General features: G+C 51.5%; 13 protein-coding genes (1 of these 13 running past the window's edge). All 13 read right to left on the reverse strand.

Annotation, left to right across the window (positions count from 1 at the left end):
- On the reverse strand, positions 1-1,504 hold the 5' portion of the coding sequence (locus tag V5G20_RS18150; protein WP_122958720.1) for a S41 family peptidase. 2 nt of this gene lie to the left of the window's left edge; only the first 1,504 of its 1,506 coding nucleotides appear in the window; the start codon lies at positions 1,502-1,504; its stop codon straddles the left edge of the window (only 1 of its three bases is visible, at position 1).
- The gene (locus V5G20_RS18155) at positions 1,501-3,501 is read right to left on the reverse strand and encodes an S-layer homology domain-containing protein (protein WP_122958719.1); all 2,001 of its coding nucleotides are present in this window, start codon (positions 3,499-3,501) and stop codon (positions 1,501-1,503) included. Before V5G20_RS18155 ends, V5G20_RS18150 begins: the two co-directional genes overlap by 4 nt.
- 127 nt (positions 3,502-3,628) lie before the next feature.
- Positions 3,629-4,744, reverse strand: a complete 1,116-nt coding sequence (locus V5G20_RS18160; protein WP_338461674.1) for a Nif3-like dinuclear metal center hexameric protein — start codon at positions 4,742-4,744, stop codon at positions 3,629-3,631.
- A complete protein-coding gene (locus V5G20_RS18165) occupies positions 4,720-5,454 on the reverse strand; it encodes a tRNA (adenine(22)-N(1))-methyltransferase (RefSeq protein WP_003390586.1) in 735 nt (244 codons plus the stop codon). Before V5G20_RS18165 ends, V5G20_RS18160 begins: the two co-directional genes overlap by 25 nt.
- Positions 5,455-5,567: 113 nt before the next feature.
- Positions 5,568-6,707: an acyl-CoA dehydrogenase gene (locus tag V5G20_RS18170; protein WP_003390588.1), complete on the reverse strand. Its 1,140-nt coding sequence runs from the start codon at positions 6,705-6,707 to the stop codon at positions 5,568-5,570.
- 164 nt (positions 6,708-6,871) lie between these two features.
- Complete coding sequence (locus tag V5G20_RS18175; RefSeq protein ID WP_155808002.1) at positions 6,872-7,036, reverse strand: hypothetical protein; 165 nt, start codon at positions 7,034-7,036, stop codon at positions 6,872-6,874.
- Positions 7,037-7,121: 85 nt separating this feature from the next.
- Positions 7,122-7,565, reverse strand: a complete 444-nt coding sequence (locus V5G20_RS18180) for a hypothetical protein (RefSeq protein WP_338461678.1) — start codon at positions 7,563-7,565, stop codon at positions 7,122-7,124.
- Positions 7,566-8,147: 582 nt separating this feature from the next.
- Positions 8,148-9,272, reverse strand: coding sequence for an RNA polymerase sigma factor RpoD (gene rpoD, locus V5G20_RS18185; protein WP_003390594.1), 1,125 nt, complete (start codon positions 9,270-9,272; stop codon positions 8,148-8,150).
- A 34-nt stretch (positions 9,273-9,306) separates the two neighbouring features.
- Positions 9,307-11,163, reverse strand: coding sequence for a DNA primase (gene dnaG / locus V5G20_RS18190; protein WP_003390596.1), 1,857 nt, complete (start codon positions 11,161-11,163; stop codon positions 9,307-9,309).
- A gap of 195 nt (positions 11,164-11,358) precedes the next feature.
- The gene (locus V5G20_RS18195; RefSeq protein WP_003390598.1) at positions 11,359-12,192 is read right to left on the reverse strand and encodes a pyruvate, water dikinase regulatory protein; all 834 of its coding nucleotides are present in this window, start codon (positions 12,190-12,192) and stop codon (positions 11,359-11,361) included.
- Positions 12,193-12,208: 16 nt separating this feature from the next.
- Positions 12,209-12,856 carry a helix-turn-helix transcriptional regulator gene (locus V5G20_RS18200; RefSeq protein ID WP_003390601.1) on the reverse strand — a complete coding sequence of 216 codons (648 nt, stop codon included), beginning with the start codon at positions 12,854-12,856 and terminating at the stop codon, positions 12,209-12,211.
- A 123-nt stretch (positions 12,857-12,979) separates the two neighbouring features.
- Positions 12,980-15,052, reverse strand: a complete 2,073-nt coding sequence (gene glyS, locus V5G20_RS18205; RefSeq protein WP_171506856.1) for a glycine--tRNA ligase subunit beta — start codon at positions 15,050-15,052, stop codon at positions 12,980-12,982.
- Entirely contained in the window at positions 15,045-15,956 is a 912-nt protein-coding gene (gene glyQ, locus V5G20_RS18210) for a glycine--tRNA ligase subunit alpha (RefSeq protein WP_081607812.1), read from the reverse strand. The genes glyS and glyQ overlap by 8 nt, the downstream gene beginning before the upstream one ends.
- Between the last annotated feature and the right edge of the window lie 90 nt (positions 15,957-16,046).

Raw genomic sequence — 16,046 nt, forward strand, 5'->3', positions numbered from 1 at the left:
ACCTTCCCGACACTTGATACGTTAATACAGGAGCATCCTTGTCAGTCGCCAACCGCAAAGTCGGATACTTTTGCAGATATGGCGTGATGTCTACGTAATCGTTTGCACCTAGCGACTCATCGCCGATTACACTGGAGAGAACTTTTGCACGGATAAGCCATTTTCCCTGTTCATCTTTCTTAAACAGAGGGTCAACAGCAGCAAAAGCAATCCCATTCACAACAGTGTCTCCATCCTCTGCTTCCAGCTGAAAGCTGTTTACGCCGATCGAGTGGAGAGCTCTTACGACTTGTGCCGCATAGTCTTCCTCTTTGACATCCGGTTCCAGCCCGACGTGATTCACCTTTGTATGCTTCGGCGTAAAATACTCATGCAAAGTGATTTTCAGCGCATCTCCCTCTGAAAGGGGAATAATCTGCTGAGCGCTGCCCTTTCCGAACGTCTTGGTGCCGACCAGCTTGGCGATGCCGTTATCCCGCAGAGCCCCGGCGAGCAGCTCTGAAGCGGAAGCAGTCCCTTCATTGACGAGAATGCGGACAGGATAGTTGACATCCCGGCCATTTCGCACCCACGTCTGCACTTCTACGCCATTGCGATTGGTCGTATACATCAAGAGTCCTTCTTCCATAAACAAGCTGGCAATATCCCGAGCGCTCGACAAGTATCCGCCGCCATTGTCGCGCAAATCTACCAGCAAGCCTTTTAATGAAGGCGATTGCTTCGTAATCTGGTCGAGTTTGTCATGGAATTGGACGGCTGCTTCCGAACCGAATGTCTCCAGACCGATATAGCCAATCCTCCCGTCTTGGAAGAGACCCCCTTCCACTTCAGGAACAGTAATCGCCGCGCGCTTGAGCTTCACCTGAAGCTCCCGATTTTCTCCTGGCCGAAACACTGTCAAAACCGCTTCTGTGCCTTCTTCCCCTCTGAGCATCAGATATGCTTCTTCGGCGTTTTTGCCTTTCAGCGAAGCTCCATCTACTGCCAATAGCTGATCTCCTTTTTTCAACCCGGAGGCTGCGGCAGGCGAATTCGGAATGATCTCTCTGATCAGCATCAACCCATTCTGAAAACGCATACGGAAGCCAAAGCCGACTAGCTGATTTTCAACACCTGCTTGAAAAAGCTCCAGATCATCTTTTGTAAAAAACATCGTGTGAGGGTCGTCCAGGGTTGACAGCATCCCCTCGATTGCCAAACGGTTTAACGTGGAAGCATCGAGCTTCGCCTTATCCTTCCACTCCGACAGGCGCCGCTCCAATTCTTCTAGCGTGTCGTCCTCAGCAGAATACTGCAAAGACAAGTTGCTCTCTTTTTCCGCCAGCTTCTTAATTCCCTCAAGAGCGCCTTGGACAAGCTGCTTTTCGCTGGGCCTGCTCAAATGATTGTCCAGCACTTGATGGTAGACCTCTGCTGTTTCCGCAAACGGTCCATCGGCAGCATGGACTGAAGAAACTCCAAATACAAGTAAAGCTGCTATTACCCACGAGAAGATCCGCTTCATCGCGCTGCCCCTTTCACGACCTCTCGCGGAATGGAAACCCGTACATCGACCTGGGTCTTGTACGTTTCCTCTCCCGCGTAGGCGACGTATTCTTGCGTATTATACACTTCTTCATAACGCCAAACGTGCTTCACCAACAGATCGGAGTCACTGTCAATGTAGTACTTGTTCATGTAGACCGGTACGCTCTTGATCTTCCCGTGATTGAGCGATACGTTTTGGGCAGCCTCCACGATTTTGTCGCCTGGTATCCATTCGGTGATGATGTCGTATTCTCCAAATGATTGCTTGTAATATCTGGCCCCAAGGATACGAGCCCGGTCCTTGACACTCATACCGGCCACATAATCTGACATGAATTCCTGCTGGTCAACCCTGGAAGGCTCCCAGCTTTCGGAATCAAAATTGCGTTCATACTTGATGTTCTTTTCTGTATCCGTATAACTTTCCCATTTGTCGAGCACCAGCTTTTGCGGTGATTGATAAATTCCCGTCGCATGTCTAGCTTTGCTCAGACGGTCTACCTCTTCCGTATATTTCACCAGAAAGCCCCTCAGAACAGCTTCGCCTTCCGCCTTGTATCCCTTCAAATTCTCCATGCGGCCCATCGTAAAGCTCAGATCCCGCACAATGGATGCTTGCTCCAAGTCGATAGCCAATTCCTGCTGGAGGAGACGAGTAAGCTGGATGATTTCCACTTCTGTCTTTTTGGGTTGCAGTCCTGCAAGAAACGCCTCCGCTTCTGACAACTGCTCGTTTTGAACGAGATAGTAGACCAGGTTTTTCAAAGCTTCCTGGTGATGAGGAGCGAACGCACGATATATCTCCAGGGCTTTGTCCATATGGCCAACCTTCACTTCCAACGCCGCTTGGTAGATAGCCAGCGCTTCCGACTCTTTCGTATTTTTCCTGATTTTCTGCTCGTAGCCGTTGAGGCGTTCGAGAATCTTCTCGTACATTTTCGGGTCTGTCGAACCTGTCTGCAAAGCCATGTCATATACATTGGCGACTAACAGCTGCAGGGTGTCGGGCAAAACGATCCGATCATCGAAGTAGGCGTCGATCGCCTTGAAGGCATGCTCCAGATTATCTGCAATCTCGGTGTCAGGGTCCCAGCTAAGGTAATAGTGCACACCCACTTTATTGTCAAAGGTCCCTTCCGCCAGCTTGCGCAAAGCGCGGAAGGTCTCCTCGGAATCTTCATGAAACCGGATCGCTTCCGCAGCGTTGACGTATATTTGATCGTCCCCCGTCACCTGATCCGTGTAAGGGGCAAACAGCGGGAACATATCCTGAACCTCCGGAACCATCGGAAACTTCTGGCCGTCATAATCGAGCAGCGGCAGCATTACATCTCTCTGCAAGAACTGCACCAGACGGTCAAAAACAACCGCTGCCTCTCCACGTTTTAATTTGTCTGACGGTCTGCCTGTGAGCCATCCCCACTCATTGACCATGTTCCACGCCTTCTGTTGGTCCGTCTCCATTGTATAAATGGCGAGCAGTTTGGCCGCTTCTTCACGGGTGATTGGCTGATTAGGCGAAAAAAGCTGGCCCGGGAAAATCTCCTGGATCGCACCAGGACCATACAAGCGCTCCAACAGAACCGACATTCGCAATGTCGGGCCGTACATCCATGTCAGCCGGTCGACGTCCTTATATGGAAGATACGGCTCGTCAAAACCCTCTCCCTTTCCAAACTCATCATGCTCCGACAGAAAAGTGAGCGGGTACAAGTGCTGCTGTCCGACAACGAAAACCCTGTCCATCAAGGCGACAAACTCTGCCCGCGTCAGCTCGCGGTTGGGATAAAACCGCTCGATCGAACCACCGGAAGCAAAAAGGCCGTACTGCGCCCCTCTGATAATCGACGATTTCGCCCAGTGCTTGCTGATATCTGAATACGGCATGTACGAGCTTGCAGCACTTGCAGCCGAGGGTACGAGCAAGCTGCAGACAAGCAGTGCGCAGGTTAATACTTTACTCTTTTTTTGCACGAAAATCCCCCTACACCAGTTTGGCTTGCATAGGCTTGTATGAGCAACGAGACCGCCGCTGCGCCATCTAGCCAGGGAGCAAGTCGGGCCCCCTGATGGGATCGGTATTTATCTCCACATCGAATTTTTATAAAAACTGATACGGATCTGTATGTACACGAGAAGCAATAACCTCTGTCCCGTATCCATTTTCCTGAAGCCGATCACGCAAAAAGGCTGCCAGCTTCTCTTTCATGATTTTTTCAATGTTGTGGCCGGCGTCGATAATGAACAAGCCCTCTGCCAGCGCATCATGGGCCGTATGATATCCGATGTCCCCTGTCACAAAGACGTCCGCACCGCGAAAAACAGCCTTGGAGACATACGAGCTGCCGTCTCCTCCTACAACGGCTACTTTTCTGACAGGCGCATGCAAATCGCCAATGACGCGAAGCCCCTGCAACGAAAAGCGCTCTTTGATTTGCAGCGCCAGCTCCTGCAGCGTAACCGTTTCGGGCAGCTTTCCGATGCGTCCGATTCCCAGGGCCTGGCCGGTGTTGTCCAAAGGAATCAGATCATAGGCGACCTCTTCATACGGATGGGCAGCCAGCATCGCTTTGATCACGCTGGTTTGCCTTGAGGACGACACGACCGTTTCGATCCGAACCTCTTCCACTTTCTCCAGTTCGCCCTGTTTGCCGATATGCGGATCGGTGCCCTCTCTCGGCAGGAATGTTCCCGTGCCTTCTGCCTGGAAGGTGCAGTGGCTGTAATTGCCGACCCAGCCTGCACCAGCCTCGGTAATGGTCTGGAATACCGCATCCCGATGGGACTGTGGAACGTAGACGACCAGCTTTTTCAGCGTCTCGCGATAGTTCACGTCAAGCATCTCCACATTTTCGAGTCCGATGGCTTCTGCCAGCCAGTCATTCATGCCTCCTGCGGCTACATCCAGATTCGTATGGGCGGTATAAACGGCGATATCGTGCTTGAGCAGTTTTTCATACAATTTTCCGGCAGCCATATCCGTCCTCAGATGCTTCAGCGGCCGGTAGATGACTGCGTGGTGGGCGACGATCAGGTCTACACCCTCTGCGATGGCCTCATCTACGACAGATTCCAAAACATCCAGCGCCACCATTACCTTTTTTACCTGCTTTTGCAAGGTCCCTACATGCAGTCCAATCTTGTCACCCTCCAGAGCCATCGCTTTGGGTGCGAGCTTTTCCACATATTGAATTACGGTTTGTCCGTGGGCAAACATGCTATCACCTCATTGATCCATTCGAGTTCTTCTTTAATCTGCGCCGCACGTACGGCCGCCTCTTGTTTGTCCGAGCGACTGAGCTGCTCCAGCACCTTCGTCCACTTCTCACGTTCGCTCATCCACTTTTTTGCCAGGACGGGCGACTTTTCTTCCCAAAGAAAGGGACCGATGCGCAGCAATTCCTCAGGTGAACGGTCCTTGTTTCGATATGGGATCATTCCGTCTCCCTTGTCTGCTACCAGAATTTCATAAATGATCCCGTCTTCCTCCATGATTGTTTCCGCAGAGAGCTGCCAATTGTTTTCCACAAACCAGCGGCGCACATGCTCCTCCCCGACATTCGGCTGGAGAATCAGTCGGCTGACGCCCTCAAGCTTGTCTGCACCCGCAGATAGAATGGAAACGATCAGCTGTCCGCCCATTCCGGCGATGCAGACGACATCCACTTCACCCGGTTTCAGGACAGACAGGCCGTCGCCTTTGCGGACTGATGCCTTGTCCTCGGCTTGTATCGTATGTATTTGTTTCAGCGCTGCCTGGTAGGGACCTTCATTCAGCTCGCCTGCCACGACAAACGAAGCAATTTCTTCCCTAATCAAATAAGAAGCCAATAACGCGTGGTCCGATCCGATGTCGGCAACGCGGGCTCCCTTCGGGCAAAAACGGGCAATCGTTTGCAATCGCCTGGATATCATCCATGTTGTCATAAGCTCTTTCTCCTTCCAATGCCTTTATTCTACCCTATTTGTTCCTATTTTCCCAATGCAAAAAAACGCGAAAAGCCCCGTCTTTTGTCAAGACGAGGCAAAATTTTTGCGTGTTAACAGCCGATTTCACGTGCAATGACATTGCGGAGAATTTCAGACGTTCCTTCCCCGATCTCAAGCAAACGGGCGTCGCGGAAAAAGCGCTCGACCTGATACTCCTTCATATAGCCGTATCCGCCGTGAATCTGGATGGACTGATGGGTCGCGGACATGGCGACTTCCGAAGCATACAGCTTGGCCATGGCCGCCTCTTTGGTGAACTTGCGCTGGTTATCCTTCAGCCAGGCTGCTTTGTAAACCATGTTCCGAGCCAGCTCAATCTGCATGGCCATGTCTGCCAGCTTGTGCTGAATCGCCTGAAAACGGGAAATCGATTGGCCAAATGCAGTGCGCTGATTTGCGTATTGAAGCGCTTTTTCATAGGCTGCCTGCGCAATTCCGACCGCCATCGCACCTATACCGATGCGTCCGCCATCCAATGTAATCAGGAATTGCTTGAAGCCTTCCCCTTCACGTCCGAGCACATGGTCTTTCGGTATCCGCACATTTTCCAAAATGAGCTCGGTCGTGTTGGAGCTGTTCAAGCCCAGCTTCTCGTAATTGTTCAATACGGTGAAGCCCGGTGCGTCAGTGGGAACGATAAACGCCGTGATCCCCCGTGTTCCCTTTGCTTTATCCGTTACAGCAGTCAATGCGAGAAACTTGGCATAGGAAGCATTCGTAATAAAGCATTTGGCGCCGTTTATGATCCACTCGTTTCCATCCAGAACGGCCGTGGTTTTCGTCCCGCCAGCATCCGATCCCGCATTCGGCTCCGTCAAACCAAATGCGCCCAGGCTTTCACCGCTGCATATTTTTGTCAGGTACTCCTGCTTTTGCTGCTCGCTCCCGAACATGGCGAGCGGCGCACCACCCAAGGAAATATGAGCGGAGTAGGTGATACCGGTCGAAGCGCAAACCCGGCTCAGCTCTTCCACGACAATCGCAAAACTGATGCTGTCAGCCCCTGCACCGCCGTATTCTTCGGGGAAAGGAAGGCCCATCAGGCTCAAGTCCGCCATTTTCTCGAAAATATCAGTTGGGAAAGCCTTCGTCCGATCGCGTTCATCTGCCCCCGGCGCAACCACTTCCTCGGCAAATGACCGAACCATGTCTCTCAGCATCAGCTGTTCGGTATTCAAATCAAAATTCATCATTGATCCGCCCCCTTGAAAGCGTTTTTTCATTTGCTTGGACATAGATGGATAATTCCGACTGAGCGTTTGTTCAGTTTGCAATTCCATTATACACCATATTCCTTTGCTCTGTGTACGCCTTTTCAAAAAAATACGACAACTTCTTAAATAAGAAAGCACGCCTATTCATTGCGTGCTCCCATCAATATCGCTCCAAAGAATGAAGCTCCTCCCAGTATGTAACCTATGTTGTATGTCTTCATGCTTACGACCATCGCGAATGCTTCAAATCCGAAGAAAACCGCCGCCAGAAGAATCCCTGTCAGCACCCACATTTTTTTATTCAAAACTCTCACCCCGATGATTTACTCCACTCCACGTCTATTGTAGCAAGAATGCGCAGAAAAGGGAAAAGGCCCCTGCAGGAGCCCTCTATAAACGAAGCCATTGATACCAGTACCCGCGGGTAAAAAAGAAGAAAGCGGAGCTGAGAAATACCTTGATAAACAACAGCATTTGGATCAGATCCTGCCGGGCTGTCGGAATATAAAGAGATTGCACCTCTGCTCCAAAGAAAGCAATCATGCCGCAAATCGCAAAAACGCCTGCCCATTTTGGGTAGTTCTGGTGTACGAGGAAGCCTAATCCGACCATCAGACCGGCGATCGGTACCCAATACAGCTCTGATCTCCACCATGTATACCCGTCCCCTACCCGGTCCACCGTCGCTACTCCATATACGAGAGCCAGGGCCAAAACCCCGCAGTACAGAAGATAGGGAAACCCGAACAAAAATGCGCTGATGCACAGCAGTATGGAAATAATTGACAAATAGATCAGCATGACCGATAGCGGGCCGCCCAACTCGTGAATCATATAAAAACCGCCTAAAAGCAGTACTACAAAGGATAGTCCCAATAGCAAATGCGTGACAAGTGGCGATGATTTCCTAAAAGCGAATGCCAGTATATAGCAAATTAACGAGAAACAGGCAAAGATGGCAATTTGCATTAGGGGGGTAAAACGGTTAAAATGAAAAGCAAGTAAGATGATCCCAGCGATCAAAAAAGCGCCAATCAGCCAGGACAGAATCATTTTACCTGATATGGGAGCAGCACTTCCTGATACATACGGGGCCGTTGCTTTCGTCCCTCTTGCTACAGCTCCCTGTGACGTCGCTGCAACTTGCCCATAGCCAGAGGCAATACTTCCGCCGCTGCCCTTTCTTGCCATCTCTGACGATTGCGGCCTGTCTCCTTCCGTATACAAATTTAACAAGAAAATGCAGTAATGTTCGGGCAGCAAATGATTGCGCCGCCAGTTTTCGATTTCGGAAATGATGACACGCTTGCGCTGGTCGTCCAACGCGAGACCCTCCTTTGTCTTGACGGGTTGGCCTGAGATCGGAAAAAGAAAAGCCTACGCAGGCTAACGTAGGCCACATATTTCCTATATCGGTTATTCCAGAAAATCTTTTAAGCGTTTGCTGCGACTCGGATGACGAAGTTTGCGAAGTGCCTTTGCCTCAATTTGTCTGATGCGCTCACGCGTAACGCCGAACACTTTCCCTACTTCTTCCAGTGTCCGCGTACGCCCGTCATCAAGACCAAAGCGCAGGCGCAGTACGTTTTCTTCCCGATCCGTCAGCGTATCCAATACATCCTCAAGCTGCTCTTTCAACAGCTCATAGGCAGCTGCATCGGAAGGCTCCAGCGCGTCCTGATCTTCGATAAAATCACCCAAATGGGAATCGTCTTCCTCACCAATCGGTGTTTCCAACGATACCGGCTCCTGAGCAATTTTCATGATTTCACGTACCTTTTCAGGCGTCAAATCCATTTTTTCCGCGATTTCTTCCGGCATTGGCTCACGTCCCAGCTCCTGCAGCAACTGGCGGGAAACGCGAATCAGTTTGTTGATCGTTTCTACCATGTGCACCGGAATGCGAATGGTTCTTGCCTGATCGGCAATAGCGCGGGTAATCGCTTGACGAATCCACCAGGTCGCATACGTACTGAACTTGAAGCCTTTTCGATAATCAAACTTTTCCACGGCTTTGATCAAGCCCATGTTGCCTTCCTGGATCAAGTCGAGGAACAGCATGCCTCTTCCAACATAACGCTTGGCAATGGATACCACCAGACGCAGGTTGGCCTCAGCCAGACGACGTTTTGCTTCTTCATCACCCTGTTCAATGCGATTTGCCAGCTTAATCTCCTCTTCAGCGGAGAGTAGAGGAACACGGCCAATTTCCTTCAAATACATTCGCACAGGGTCGTTGATCTTGATACCGGGCGGCACGGAGAGATCGTCGAATTCGAACTCCTCGTTTTCCTCATCCTTCATGATCATATCGTCCACTTCTTCGTCGTCCTCGCTGTCATTGTTGACCTCGATTCCTTGATCGCCCAGATATTCAAAGAACTCATCCATCTGGTCGGAATCCTGCTCAAATCCCGAAATGCGATCAATGATTTCTTTATACGACAGCGCACCGCGTTTCTTGCCTAATTCGACCAGTTGTTCCTTCACTTGTTCAATGGACGCTGCTTCCATGTCTGAAGTGATGTTTTGTTTGTTCATCTACTATCCCTCCTTCCCCGGGAATGATCTGATGCTACCCTTCTTTTAAAGCATTTTCCAATTCAAGAATCTTCATCCCTACGACGGCAGCTTGAATTTCCAGTTCTCTACGCGCTTCCTCGCTGTCCGCTGCAGATGCCTTCATGTGAAGAGTTCGTAGTTCTTCACGCAGCTGCTCCAGCTCGGTGCGCTTCGGGTAGTGATTTACTTGCTTGATGTAGTCCCCGATCTCTTGATCAGATACGTCGTCTCTGCACTCCATCATGGCCAATCCCGAGGCTAATTGCTTTAACGGTTCGTCTTGCAGGTAATGTATAAACTGTCCAGGATCTTCCTGATGTCCTTCTGCGAAATATGCGTATAAATAGGCTGCCAATGCATCGTGTTCATCTACTTGGAACGAACCGGTACACTCAGCCTGAACCCGATCCGCGATATGCCGATTGCGCATCATATAGCCCAGCAGCATGCGTTCGGCTGTATGGTAAGCGGGGGGCAGTGTTTTTGCGAGCGTAACTTTGCCATTATTTATACTATTATTCCATGCTGGCGTTACTTTATCCCTTTGTCTGTCACTTTTTTGCTGTTTGTAAAGCCTTCGTGACTCCCACTTGATCGCTTCAAGGGTCAGGGAGTGTTCTTCCGCCAATTGCCGCAAATACAAGTCCCGTTCAACCGGACTGTCCAGCTCGTTTACGAGTTCAATCGCCTTTTCGATGAATTGCTTCTGATCGGTCTCATCCTGTATTACGTGCTTGTCACGCAAATGTTTCAGACGAAAAGCCGTGACAGGCATCGCCTGAAGTAATACCTGCTGAGAAAATGCTTCTGCTCCGTGCTGTCGAATGTAATCGTCAGGATCTGTACCGGGCGGCAAGGGAGCGATGCGGACAACGACCCCCGCTTCCTGCAGAATGTTGATCGCTTTCGCAGTCGCCTCTTGACCGGCAGCGTCTCCATCAAAGAGAAGCACAACCGACTCAGCATTGCGCCGGATCATTCTCGCCTGCTGCTCGGTCAAAGCCGTTCCCAAAGTAGCAATCCCTTGGGGAAAGCCTGCTTGCCATACTGAAATCACATCCACATATCCTTCGAAGAGCAACGCTTGTTTTCGCTTCCGGATATATGGGCGAGCGCGATGAAGGTTGAATAGTGTTGTACTCTTGCTGAAGAGTGGACTTTCCGGACTGTTTAGGTACTTGGCAGGCGCTGATGGGTCCAATGCTCTCCCACCAAAAGCGATTACTTTTCCCTGTGAATCGTGGATCGGAAAAATAACGCGCCCGCGAAACCGGTCGAAAATCTTGCCGGCTTCACTTTTTGCAAGCAACCCTGCTTCAACCATCAGGTCCAACGAGAAACGTCGATTTTGCAAAAATGAAGTGACGAAGTTCCAAGAGTCCGGGGCAAAACCGATCCCGTATTCATCGATCGTCTGCCGTGATATTCCCCGCTTTTGCAAATACTTCATCGCCTCATGGCCATACGGCGTTTCCGTAAGGACGTAATGGTAGAGCTTAGCTACGAGCTGATGGGCCTCAAGCATAATCTGCTTGGCCTTTTTTTCCGGAGCCGCTTCTTCCTCCTCTTGCGCCTGGGGCACCGCGATCCCGGCACGTTCAGCAAGCCTGTGGACGGCTTCGGGAAATGTCAATTGCTCCAGCTTCATTAAAAAGGAAAAGACATCTCCGCCTGCCCCACAACCAAAGCAATGAAAAAATTGTCGCTCCGCATTGACATTAAAGGAGGGTGTCTTTTCCGAGTGGAACGGACACAAGCCTAGAAAAGCGCGACCGCTTTTTCGCAGCTGTACATACTCTCCTACTACATCTACGATGTCAACAGCGGCACGGACTTGGTTCACAAAATCAGCTGAATTGGGACCAGCCATGTCTTTCCACCTTTTTTATAAATTACGCAATGAGGTTATTTAGTTCGTCAAAATTCGTCATTTTCCTTCTTGAAAACGCTACTCTTTTCTTCTTTTCTACTTTTCCACATTTTCGCAGGCGGTAAACGCCTTCCGAGCGCTCCTTTGAAAAGGAGGCAATTCTCTTTTATTCTACAAAAAACGTCAAAACCCTTCTTAAGACCTATGTTCTTTTCGAAGATTATTCTTGCGGATGATTTCCAAAATGATATTGGCTGTTTCCTCTACCGCTTTGTTGGAGACATCGATGACAGGGCAGCCGACACGTTGAATGATTTTCTGCGAATACGCCAGTTCTTCGTTGATTCTGTCCAGATTGGCGTAATTGGCTTGTGCGGTAAGACCGAGAGCCTTCAGCCTCTCCGTGCGGATGCCGTTCAACTGCTCGGGATTGATGGTAAGTCCGATGCAGCGTTCGGGCGGGAGCTGAAACAGCTCTTCCGGCGGTTCCACTTCTGGAACCAACGGCACATTTGCCACCTTCAAGCGCTTGTTCGCCAAATACATCGAGAGCGGTGTCTTGGACGTACGGGACACCCCGATCAGCACGACATCCGCACGCAGCAGCCCGCGGGGATCGCGGCCGTCATCGTATTTGACCGCGAACTCGATAGCGTCCACCTTGCGGAAATACTCTTCGTCCAGCCGCCTGACCAAACCCGGTTTTCCGGTAGGCGGTTCATGCAGCATCTCCTGCAGCGTTGTCAGCAGCGGTCCCATTACATCAATCGTACGGATGCCGTGCTTTTGCGCCTGCTCGACGATATACGTTTTCAGCTCTGGCACGACGAGGGTAAACACGACCATCGCATTCATCTCTTTTGCAGAGGCGATAATTTCATCGATTGATTCTTTGTCCTCTATGTATGGATACTTGTGTACATCGATGGAAAAGCGGTCAAACTGGCTGGCTACTGCGCGCACGACCAGTTCCGCCGTTTCGCCGATAGAGTCTGAAACCACATAAATAAGCTGTCCTCTTTGATCCATTGTATCGCTTCTCCTCCTACACTTTCGGCTCGCTGCCCAATTCGACAAATGCCTTGGCAATCGTCGTTTTCGTCACTCTTCCCAATAGCTCCCAATGCTTGCTGTCCTCTCCCTGTCCGGGACGAACTACTGGCAGCGAGTCGATTTGGAAGTCGATCAGTTTCTTCGCCGCCGCGTAAAGCGTCTCTTCAGGCCCGCAGGTGACAATATTGGGCATCCTGGTCATGATGATCCCGACGGGCACATCCTCAAGGGTCTTGTTTCCGAGCGAGGCTCGAAGCAGGTCCTTGCGCGAGAGTACACCGGCCAGGAAGCCTTTTTGGTTGACCACAAAAAGAGTGCCTACGTCCTCCAGAAAAAGGGTCACGATTGCATCGTAGGCAGAAGCCGATTCAGATACGACGATGGGCATCGCCTTGTAGTCTTTGACGAGAAGCTTGTGAAGCCGTTCACTAATGATCGAGCCAGCCGGTCTGCCCGCATAAAAATAACCGACGCGAGGTCTGGCTTCTAAATAACCTGACATCGTTAGGATGGATAAGTCTGGGCGAAGAGTAGCCCGGGTCAGATTCAGCCGCTCCGCGATCTGCTCACCGGTAATCGGCCCCTCATCCTTCACGATCTGTATGATGTGCTCTTGTCGTTTGGTAAGCTCGATGACCAATCACCCCGGTTCTGTCTGGTTACTACCCCTAGTATTACTCTATTCGACGAGATATTCCTTCTTTCCAAGGGAAAAAAGGTCGCCCCCGCGAGTGCTGGCGGAGGCGAATCTGTATGGTTATAATCAGGCAAACACAAGCTTGGAGAAATCAGCGTACCCGTAAATCAGGCGGGACAGGCGCAGCAACAGGCCCAAACGGTTTTGGCGAACCGCCTGATCTTCCGCCATGACCATCACCTTGTCAAAAAATGCCTGGATCGGTTCACGGAGAGTAGACAGTGTCTCCAGTACGCGCTTTTGATCATCCAGCCCGCTTACTTCCTGAGCTACGGACACGTACGTTTGATGCAGAGCCCGTTCTACGTCTTCTGCAAATAGGCTCTCGGAAACCGCGTCCGCTTCTGCCTTTTGGGCCAGATTGTTTACGCGGTTAAACTGCTCCACGGTAAACTTGAACGCTTCGGACTGCACGGCGTTCATCAGTGCTTTTGCTTTTTGCAAAAGTACAGGCAGCACATTCAAATCTGCGGACAGAACAGCATCGATCACGTCGTAACGGACGCCTTCTTCCTGCAGTACATTTTTCAGGCGCAGTGCGAAGAAGTCCTTGAGGTCCTGTTTCACTTCGTCACTCGTGCGTTTGGACACGCCTTGTTCGTTGTACGAAGAAAGCGCAGCATCCCACAGCTCATCGAGTGAGAGGGTCCAGTTCCGATCAAGCAGAATGGCCACGATACCGGCAGCCATCCGGCGCAATCCGTACGGGTCTTGGGAACCGGTCGGGACAATGCCGATCGAGAAGCAGCCGACGATCGTATCCAGCTTGTCGGCAATACTCGCAATCGCTCCGGGTGCGGACACGGGCAGCTGGTCTCCGGAGAAACGCGGGAGATAGTGCTCAAACACACCGTGCGCTACCGTTTCGCTTTCGCCAGCCTTGCGGGCGTAATCCTCACCCATCACGCCTTGCAGTTCAGGGAATTCGCCGACCATATTGGTGACGAGGTCAAACTTGGCAATCTCGGCGATACGGTCCACCTGGCGAGCTTCCTCTGCGGTGATGCCCAGCTTTTCAGCGATCAGGGCTGCTGTCTTGCGGACGCGGCGCACTTTGTCGCCGATGGTCCCCAGCTCTTCATGGAAAACAATCGTCTCCAAACGCTTCAGACAACTGTCAATCGAGAGCTTCTGGTCTTCCTCGTAAAAGAAGCGCGCATCGGACAGACGGGCCCGGAGAACTTTTTCATTTCCTTTGGCCACATTCTCCAGCGCATGGCTGTCGCCGTTGCGAACCGTAACAAAGTGATTCAGCAGCTGGCCGCTGGCATCCTCCACCGGGAAATAGCGCTGATGCTCCCGCATGGATGTAACCAATACCTCGCGCGGTATAGAGAGAAAATCCCGTTCAAAGGTACCGAACAGAGCTGTCGGATATTCGACGAGATGCACAACCTCGTCAAGCAGTCCTTCGTCCATCGGAATCCGCCAGCCGTTTTCTTTTTCCAAACGGCGGATTTGTTCGACGATCAGAGAGCGGCGCTCTTCTGCACTGACAATGACATGCTCCTCCGCCAATCGGCTCGCATATTCGGCAGGCGCTTGCAGGCTCACTGCCTGGCTGCCCAGGAAACGATGGCCACGGGTCACATTGCCTGTCTTTACGCCGGCAATTTCCATCTCAACCAGCTCTGCACCAAAAAGGGCAACGAGCCAGCGGATCGGCCGAACGAACTTCAGGTCATGGGCACCCCAGCGCATGTTCTTTGGAAAGTTCATGGACGTAATGACATCCGCAAGCGCTGGCAGCAGGCTGACCGTTTCTTTTCCTGCTTCCAATCTCCGTGCATGGACGTACTCTGCACCGTTTACTTCCTTGAAGTACAGCTGCTCTGTATCGACACCGTTGCTGCGTGCGAAGCCCTGTGCCGCTTTGGTCCAGTTGCCCGCTTCATCTACAGCGATCTTTTTTGCCGGCCCTTTTGCTTCCTCGTCTTTATCCGGCTGCTTTTCTGCAAGGCCGTGGATCAACAAAGCGAGGCGGCGAGGCGTTTCATAAGAATCGATCTTGTCGTATGGGATGCGCTGGCCCTCCAGCCAATTCTCGACTTTTTCGCGCAATTGCGCCGCTGCTCCGGCAATAAAGCGGGCAGGCATCTCTTCCGTACCAATCTCCAAAAGAAAATCTCGTTTACTCATTTGTGCTCACTCCTTCCTTGCTGTCAGCCGCGTGTTTCAGCATAGGGAAACCGAGGCGCTCGCGCTCAGCCAGGTAGGTCTGGGCTACTTCACGGGACAAATTGCGCACCCTGGCAATGTAACCGGTTCTCTCCGTCACGCTGATGGCGCCTCTGGCATCGAGCAGGTTAAAGGTGTGGGAGCATTTCAGCACGTAGTCATACGCAGGGAATACAAGATGTTCTTTCATCAACCGTTTGGCTTCGGCTTCGTACGTATTGTACAGGTTGAACAGCATGTCCACGTCAGACAGCTCGAACGTGTATTTGGAATGCTCATACTCCGGCTGCAGGAACACGTCACCGTAGGTAACGCCGTTCACCCATTCCAGGTCAAAGACGTTCTCCTTCTCCTGGATGTAGGAGGCAAGGCGTTCCAGGCCGTACGTAAGCTCGACTGCGACTGGCTTGCACTCCAGTCCGCCTACTTGCTGGAAGTACGTGAACTGGGTAATCTCCATACCGTCCAGCCACACTTCCCAGCCCAGTCCCCACGCACCGAGACCCGGGTGCTCCCAGTTGTCCTCGACAAAGCGGATGTCGTGCTCGAGCGGGTTGATTCCCAACTGGCGAAGGCTCTCCAGATACAGCTCCTGAATGTTGTCCGGAGACGGCTTCATAATCACTTGAAATTGATGATGCTGGTACAAGCGGTTCGGGTTTTCCCCGTAGCGGCCGTCAGCCGGGCGACGGGATGGCTCTACGTACGCCACATTCCACGGCTCCGGGCCGATCGAGCGCAGGAATGTCATCGGATTCAGTGTGCCCGCCCCTTTTTCCACATCATACGGTTGAACGACCAGGCAGTTTTGCTTTGCCCAATAATTCTGCAGTGTCAAAATGATGTCTTGAAACGTCATGCTCATGGACTTGTACCTCCCTGTTTTTTTCGGGCCAGCCTGTAGGGACAAAATAAAAAACCTCCCGCCGCCTACACTGTTGCCCAACAGTGTAGG

The organism is Brevibacillus borstelensis (genome assembly GCF_036700025.1).
GTDB classification, from domain to species: Bacteria; Bacillota; Bacilli; order Brevibacillales; family Brevibacillaceae; genus Brevibacillus; species Brevibacillus borstelensis.

Coding starts and splice junctions, on each gene's coding strand:
- V5G20_RS18160 (WP_338461674.1), bottom strand. CDS start 4,744: ATGTTTGCCCACGGACAAACCGTAATTCAATATGTGGAAAAGCTCGCA.
- V5G20_RS18165 (WP_003390586.1), bottom strand. CDS start 5,454: ATGACAACATGGATGATATCCAGGCGATTGCAAACGATTGCCCGTTTT.
- V5G20_RS18170 (WP_003390588.1), bottom strand. CDS start 6,707: ATGAATTTTGATTTGAATACCGAACAGCTGATGCTGAGAGACATGGTT.
- V5G20_RS18180 (WP_338461678.1), bottom strand. CDS start 7,565: ATGATTCACGAGTTGGGCGGCCCGCTATCGGTCATGCTGATCTATTTG.
- rpoD (WP_003390594.1), bottom strand. CDS start 9,272: ATGAACAAACAAAACATCACTTCAGACATGGAAGCAGCGTCCATTGAA.
- dnaG (WP_003390596.1), bottom strand. CDS start 11,163: ATGGCTGGTCCCAATTCAGCTGATTTTGTGAACCAAGTCCGTGCCGCT.
- V5G20_RS18195 (WP_003390598.1), bottom strand. CDS start 12,192: ATGGATCAAAGAGGACAGCTTATTTATGTGGTTTCAGACTCTATCGGC.
- glyS (WP_171506856.1), bottom strand. CDS start 15,052: ATGAGTAAACGAGATTTTCTTTTGGAGATTGGTACGGAAGAGATGCCT.
- glyQ (WP_081607812.1), bottom strand. CDS start 15,956: ATGAGCATGACGTTTCAAGACATCATTTTGACACTGCAGAATTATTGG.